Raw genomic sequence first — 6351 nt, 5'->3', positions numbered from 1 at the left:
ACGTCTTAGGCCCTGAAGACGTGATCGAGTACGACGTGGTGGGAACCAACGACCGGACGCGGGCGCGCATCTATGCGGATGGCACTTTCCAGACGAGCTTTGGGACCAGGCTGACGGCTGCCGGACGGACGCCGCGCGATCTCAGCGCCGTCATCAGCAAGGCGCTCAGGGATGGCGGCTACTACGCCGACCCGGTCGTGAACGTGGAGGTCGTCGGATATGCCAGCCGATATGTGACGATCCTCGGTGCGGTGGGCGCGCCCGGCCTCGTGCCAATCAATCGCCGGTATCGCCTCTCAGAGATTCTGGCCCGCGTCGGCGGGGTCAGAGGAGACGCGGCGGACTATGTGATCGTGCGGTCTGAAGCCGGGCCCGAGAGGCGCTACGTTGTCGATCGCATCATCTCGGGCGAGGCCGAGCAGGATCCGTATGTGGAGGCTGGCGACAGAATCTTCGCCCCGCCTGCCGATTTGTTTTACTTATCCGGCCAAATTAGGTCGCCTGGCTCCTATCCGCTGAAGACAGGTATGACGGTTGCCCAAGCTATCGCCAAGGGGGGCGGCGTCACCGAGTCGGGCTCTGACAAGAAGGTCAAGGTCAGACGCGGCGACAAGAAAATCACGCTCAGGCCCGACGACAAGGTCGAACCGGGTGACGTGTTGACGATTAGCGAGCGACTCTTCTAGGTCGACTGGAGTTTCCGATGAGCATAATTCAATTCCTTAGGATTCTCTGGGCGTATCGCTTCCTGATGCTGCTTACGGTTACGGCGACGGCGATCGGTGGTGTTATCGCGATCCTGGTCGTGCCGACCAGCTACGAAGCGAAGACAAGGGTGATGCTGAACACGTTGAAGCCAGACCCCGTCACTGGCGAAGTGATCCCGAGCAACGCGTCTCGCGCCTACCTCACGACGCAGAAGGAACTCATCCGCGACTATGGCGTTGCGGGCGAGGCGGCAGAGCGGCTCGGCTGGTTGGACCAGCCGGACGTGATCCAGCAGTACGGCGCGTCCAACGATCAAGACAACAACCTGCGCCGCAACATGGCGCAGCGGATCATCGACCGGACCCGGGTCGATGTCGTCAGCGGGACGAACATCCTGGAGATCATCTTCCGGGCGCCGACCCCGGACAATGCGCGCTCTATGGCTAACGCCCTGCGCGACGCCTACATCGAGACGACGCTCAACGGTCGCCGACGTGAGGCCACGCGAAACGGCGATTGGTATGCGGCGCAGGCCGAGAAGGAGCGCATCCTTCTGAACCAGGCTGACGCCGCAAAGCGCGAGTTCGAGCGTGCGAACAATATCGTCATGCAGGATTCCACCACCGACATCGAGACGGCCCGACTGCGCGCGCTTTCGGGAAGCGGCGCTGGCATCCCTGTCGCCTCGCCAACTTACGTCCCGCAGAGTTCGCCCGCGACGATCCAGCTCGCTCAACTTGACGCGCAAATCGCGCAGAGCTCGAAGACCTTCGGGCCGAACCACCCCGCCATGATCGCGATGAACGCTCAGCGCGCGACCCTCGCCAAGGTGGTCGCCGATGACGCAGCGGCCAGTCGCGCGGCGCAAGCCGCGGCCAGTCAGGCGGTGGCCGCCTCGGCCGGGGCGGTAACCAGGGCCCTCAGCGAGCAGACAACGAAAGTCATAGCGAACCGCGAGAAGATCGAGCAGCTTACGCAACTCCAGGCGACCGTGAACCTCCACCGCGGCCAGATGGAAAAAGCCCTGGCGCGCACCGCGGAACTGCGCCAAGAGGCGGCGGTCGCGGACTCCGGCATTGCGGTTCTCAGCGAGGCCATCGCGCCGCGCGCGCCCTCGTTTCCGAACAAGCCACTCATCTTCGGCGGAGCCATCGGTCTCGGCGCGGGAATCGGCCTGTTGTTGTCGCTGATCCTCGAGCTTGTGCGGCGCAAGGTGCGCGGCGTTGAAGACCTCGAGAATTCCTTCGATGCGCCGCTCCTGGCCGTCATATCGACCCAGCCCCTGCCGCCAGGCAGCCCCGCGCTTGCGGCCGTGACCGGCATGGTCCGTCCGCGCGGGCGCCGCGCAGAGGCTGCATAGGACCAAGATATGGCGGCTATGCATCGCGACGCACCGACCGACGAACTGGGGAAGGACGGCGGATCGAAGGCGTCCTACACACTCTCGCGCGCCCTCGTGGCGCTGGACCCTGCGACCAGCACCCAGGCCGAGGAATTCCGCGCGCTGCGGACGCGCGTCATGGCGCGGCACATCGGTGAGGGGCGCCGGGCGCTCGCCGTCTGTGCGTCGACCAGTAGCGTCGGCTGCACGTTTGTGGCTGCGAACCTAGCCTTGGCCCTTTCGCAGATCGGTGTGAAGACGCTCCTGGTCGATGCGAACCTACGAAGCCCAGGTGTGGACCAGTTGTTCGCGCGCTCCAGTCCCGCTCCGGGCCTTGCACAATGCTTGGCGACGCCGAACGCACCGTTCTCCGAATTCATCCAGGACGACGTCTTCCCGGACCTGTCGGTGCTCTTCGCAGGCGCGAAGCCGCCGAATCCGCAGGAGCTCCTGGCGACTGACCGCTTCGCCGAGCTGATGAGCTTCTGTCTTCGCGACTATGACGCAACAATCATTGACACGCCGCCGGCCAACGTTTGCTCGGATGTGAATCGCGTCAGCACGGTCGTCGGATACAGCCTCGTAGTCGCCGGACGAAATCGGTCGCTCATCAGCGACGTCCGAACGCTGATCCGGCAGCTGGAGAACGACCGCGCAAGGGTCGTCGGCACTGTGATGACCGAGGCATAGTTGATGGCGGCGGCGACGGGAGCGGAGCAGGCGCGGTTCAACGCTCCAATGATCTTGAGTAGATGGCCGATCCTCGTGGGCATTTTGGTGCTCGCGGCGCCGACGGTGGCATCGCTCGCCAAGCAAGTCTGGTCGACGGAGGCGGGAGCCCATGGGCCGATCGTTTTAGCCACTGGGCTGTGGCTTCTCTCAAGGCAATTCTCCGAGCTGAGGGCCGGCGCCGCCCAGGGCTCGACTTGGCTTACGGGCCTGATGAGCATCGCCTCGCTGGCGCTGTACGTGGGCGGCCGGGCCTACGACTTCATCAGCCTTGAGACTGCGGGACTTTACGGGTTCTGCCTCGCCTGCTTGCACGCATTCGTCGGCGTGCGGCCACTTATTCGAAACTGGTTTCCGCTCCTTTACCTAGGCTTGATCGTACCGCCTCCCGGCTGGGCCATGGATAGTCTGACGGCGCCGCTCAAGGAATTCGCCTCCTACGCGGCGACCACGGTGCTTGGAACTTTCGGCGTGCCGATCATTCGGGAAGGCGTGACGCTCCAGGTCGCCGCGTACCAGCTGTTGGTTGAAGACGCTTGTTCCGGGATGAACTCGCTGGTCGGCCTCATCGCAATAAGCCTGTTCTACATCTATCTCCTCAGAGGCGCGTCGTGGCGATATTCCCTGCTGCTTCTCACCATGGTCATACCTATCGCCATCGCAGCAAATATCATTCGTGTCATGACCCTGGTTTTGCTTACTTACTTCTTTGGTGACGCCGTCGCACAAGGGTTCCTGCACATGGCCGCTGGCCTGTTCTTGTTCGCGACGGCGTTAGGGCTTGTGTTCGCGATCGACAACGTTCTGGCCGCGCTGCTGAAGCCCAGGCCGTCGAGATGAGCACACGGCGCGACGTTATACTGGGCGGGGCGGCCGTTGCTTCGGCGGGGTTGGCCCTCGGGTTGAGGCCGAGGCGCAAGTTGAATCTCCTGGGGCAGCGCAAGATCGAGACGATTGTACCGGCCGCGTTCACACAGTGGACGAGTCAGGTGGACGCCAACCTTCTGCAACCGAAGATCGAAGGCTCGCTCGCTTCCAAGCTGTACAGCGAGACCGTCAGTCGCATCTACTACAACGAACAGACGGGCGATCAGGTCATGATGCTAGTCGCCTACGGCAATGACCAAAGCGATCTGCTGCAATTGCACCGTCCAGAGAGCTGCTATCCGGCGGTGGGGTACAGCATCGTGGAGAGCCGTGCGACCACGCTCCCTCTGGGCGGCGGCGCCGCGCTTCCCTGCCGGCGCGTCATCGCCGAAAAGTCTGGCTATCGCGAGAACATCGTCTATTGGACCCGTCTGGGTGAGTTTCTGCCCGTCAGCGCAAGCGAACAAAGACAGGCTCGTTTGGAGATGGCGATGCGGGGCTACGTCACAGATGGCGCGCTCTTTCGGTGCTCGATGATCGGGAAGGATGCCGACGCTGCATTTAAGGATCTGGACGCGTTCATCGCCAGTCTGTTGAGGTCGGTGACTGCCGATGGCCGTCCCGCGCTGGTGGGCAATTCGCTCGCGCGCGCCATCCAGTCCTAGGTGCCTGGTCCCGGAGTGAGGGGGAATCAGCCAAGCTGATCCGCTATTACGAGAGGTGTTATGGGCCAGGTACCCCACGGCAGCCCCACGACGACGGACGCCATCTGAGCGGCAATGCAGCGATCGAAGGCTCCGCTCAGAGAGTAGCGGCCCGCTAGGCCTTAACCAGAAGACCGTCGCCAAGTGGCGGAAGCGGAGCTTCTTGGAGGACGCGCCGATCGGCCCAAAGGCGCCTCGTTCCATGGTGCTAACGGCCGAGGAGGAGGCCATGGTGGTTGCCTTCCGTGCTGCCGTTGGACGATTGCCTGTACGCCCTGCAGGCGACGATCCCGCATCTCACCCGCTCGGCCCTGCACCGCTCCTTCCAGCGCCATGGCATCAGCCGGTTACCCAAGATCGAGGGCGACAAGCCCGCCAAGCAACACTTCAAGCCCTATCCGATCGGCTACTTCCACACCGAATTCGCGGAGGTCCGCACTGAGGAGGGCAAGCTGCATCTCTTCGTGGCCATGGACCGCACCTCCAAGTACGCCTTCGCCCAGCTGCACCCCGCCGCCAACGTCAAGACGCCGGCTGCTTCCTGTCCGACCTGAGCGCGGTGGTCCCCTACAGGATCCACACGGTGCTGACCGATAACGGCATCCAGTTTTGTGATGTGCCTCAGCACCGCTCGGGGCGCGATGGCGCGCTACCGCCTGCACGGCTTCGAGCGGGACTGGTGCCAGGTCGAGCGGATGACCCGCACGCTCAAGGAAGCCGCCGCCCGGCGGTATGACTACGAGACCCACCGCCGGCTCGAGGATCACCTCGCCGCCTTTCTGGACGCCTACAACTTCGCCAAACGGTCCAAGACCCTACGCAGCTCACGCCCGAGGCCATCTGCAAGGCCTGGGCGGACGAGCTGGACCGCTTCAGGCTCGACCCGATCCTCTTAGCCTCGGGACTAACACCTAGCGCCCGCGCCGTTCATCACGCGGTTCCATCGGCTTTGGGTCTTCGTTCGGCGTCACGCGCCAGGTCCAAATGACGAGCACGGAGACCGCCAGCCAGAGCGCGGGCAGGATAAGCGCGTTCATGAGCGGGCTTTCGGGCTGGCGTCGCTGCTAATCATTTTCAGATGTGATCGGACGATAGCGGCGGCTAACAGGTGGTTGTTACAGTTGATACCAGATCGGCCCGTCCGACGGAACCTACATGACAGGCCCACACCGAGCTCGCGTGCGATCCACAAAGACAGTCGTTGGCCAATGCTGCATCAAAGTCTGTGCGGAGCGGCTTTCCTGCCACATCACCTGGCCGAGCCAAACCCGCCCCTTAGCGCCAGCCATTGCTCGCGCACCGGGGCGAGGCGGGGTTCGGTGGCGGTCTCGAGGGCATGGACGGCTTCGAAGGATGTGCCCGCCATGTTGCCGCGGCGCCACTTTAGCACCGCCTCATAGGCGACGCCGGCGGCGAAGTTGAGCAAGACGAAGCGGGGCGGGGCCACGTGGAGTTCCGGCAGCTCGATCTTCGCGCCGATAGTGCTGAGGTCGCGGATCGTGCAGTCGGCCCACAAAGCGAGCGTCGCGCCATGGAACAGGCGCGCCGACGCGTTTACGCTCTTACGCGGCTCGGCGCGGCGTTCGTGGTGTGAGGGCGCAGGCCTGTTCATAGCCTTCTTCTTAGTAAGGGGAGGTTGAGAAGCCGTTCCCATGCAGGCGAGTAATTCTCAGTATTCGTGTGATCAGGCTTGGCCGTGGGTCTCGAAGGCCGATTTCGAGGCCGGCCGGAACAGCACCGTGCTCACCCGTCGCGCGCCGGCGGTGCGGTCTAGCTGCACCACCACGTCGATTACGCGGCTGACGTAGGTCTGCACCTTGTCCCATCCGAGATCGACACCGGAGGTCAGCGACAGGAGTGCGATTTGGTCCAGGGCGCCGGCGGGGCTGTCGGCGTGGACGGTGGTGAGCGAGCCCGGGTGGCCCGAATTGACCGCCCGCAGGAAGGCGAAAGCCCCTCGCC

General features: G+C 63.8%; 8 protein-coding genes and 1 pseudogene. 6 read left to right on the top strand and 3 right to left on the bottom strand.

Annotated elements, in window-relative coordinates; genetic code table 11:
• From QZV94_RS19740 to QZV94_RS19715, 6 genes and pseudogenes are all read left to right on the top strand, one after another.
• Window positions 1–686, top strand: a 686-nt coding sequence (locus tag QZV94_RS19740; protein ID WP_293680827.1) for an SLBB domain-containing protein, incomplete at its 5' end; no start/stop codon positions are given.
• A 17-nt stretch (window positions 687–703) separates the two neighbouring features.
• Window positions 704–2068, top strand: a complete 1365-nt coding sequence (locus QZV94_RS19735) for a hypothetical protein (RefSeq protein ID WP_293680824.1) — start codon at window positions 704–706, stop codon at window positions 2066–2068.
• A gap of 18 nt (window positions 2069–2086) precedes the next feature.
• A complete protein-coding gene (locus tag QZV94_RS19730) occupies window positions 2087–2779 on the top strand; it encodes a CpsD/CapB family tyrosine-protein kinase (protein ID WP_293680821.1) in 693 nt (230 codons plus the stop codon).
• 3 nt (window positions 2780–2782) lie between these two features.
• Window positions 2783–3658, top strand: coding sequence for an exosortase V (xrtV, locus tag QZV94_RS19725; RefSeq protein ID WP_293680818.1), 876 nt, complete (start codon window positions 2783–2785; stop codon window positions 3656–3658).
• Entirely contained in the window at window positions 3655–4350 is a 696-nt protein-coding gene (gene epsI, locus QZV94_RS19720; protein ID WP_293680815.1) for an exosortase-associated protein EpsI, V-type, read from the top strand. Before xrtV ends, epsI begins: the two co-directional genes overlap by 4 nt.
• Before the next feature lie 114 nt (window positions 4351–4464).
• Window positions 4465–5275, top strand: a pseudogene (locus tag QZV94_RS19715) (IS481 family transposase); the annotation flags it as partial.
• Window positions 5276–5300: 25 nt separating this feature from the next.
• Here the strand turns inward: QZV94_RS19715 and QZV94_RS19710 are convergent.
• The 3 genes from QZV94_RS19710 to QZV94_RS19700 all read right to left on the bottom strand — a co-directional run.
• Entirely contained in the window at window positions 5301–5426 is a 126-nt protein-coding gene (locus QZV94_RS19710; RefSeq protein ID WP_293680836.1) for a hypothetical protein, read from the bottom strand.
• A 212-nt stretch (window positions 5427–5638) separates the two neighbouring features.
• Complete coding sequence (locus QZV94_RS19705) at window positions 5639–6001, bottom strand: PilZ domain-containing protein (protein WP_293680812.1); 363 nt, start codon at window positions 5999–6001, stop codon at window positions 5639–5641.
• A gap of 72 nt (window positions 6002–6073) precedes the next feature.
• Window positions 6074–6351, bottom strand: a 278-nt coding sequence (locus tag QZV94_RS19700) for an ATPase, T2SS/T4P/T4SS family (RefSeq protein ID WP_293680809.1), incomplete at its 5' end; no start/stop codon positions are given.

The organism is uncultured Phenylobacterium sp. (assembly GCF_902826855.1).
Lineage (GTDB): Bacteria > Pseudomonadota > Alphaproteobacteria > Caulobacterales > Caulobacteraceae > Phenylobacterium.
Note: the sequence above shows the minus strand (reverse complement) of the source record. Positions and strands in the feature narration are given on the sequence as shown.

Bases quoted from the DNA above. Each gene is read 5' to 3' on its own strand.
- xrtV (WP_293680818.1), top strand. From the start codon at position 2,783: ATGGCGGCGGCGACGGGAGCGGAGCAGGCGCGGTTCAACGCTCCAATG.
- epsI (WP_293680815.1), top strand. From the start codon at position 3,655: ATGAGCACACGGCGCGACGTTATACTGGGCGGGGCGGCCGTTGCTTCG.
- QZV94_RS19705 (WP_293680812.1), bottom strand. From the start codon at position 6,001: ATGAACAGGCCTGCGCCCTCACACCACGAACGCCGCGCCGAGCCGCGT.
- QZV94_RS19730 (WP_293680821.1), top strand. From the start codon at position 2,087: ATGCATCGCGACGCACCGACCGACGAACTGGGGAAGGACGGCGGATCG.
- QZV94_RS19735 (WP_293680824.1), top strand. From the start codon at position 704: ATGAGCATAATTCAATTCCTTAGGATTCTCTGGGCGTATCGCTTCCTG.
- QZV94_RS19710 (WP_293680836.1), bottom strand. From the start codon at position 5,426: ATGAACGCGCTTATCCTGCCCGCGCTCTGGCTGGCGGTCTCCGTGCTC.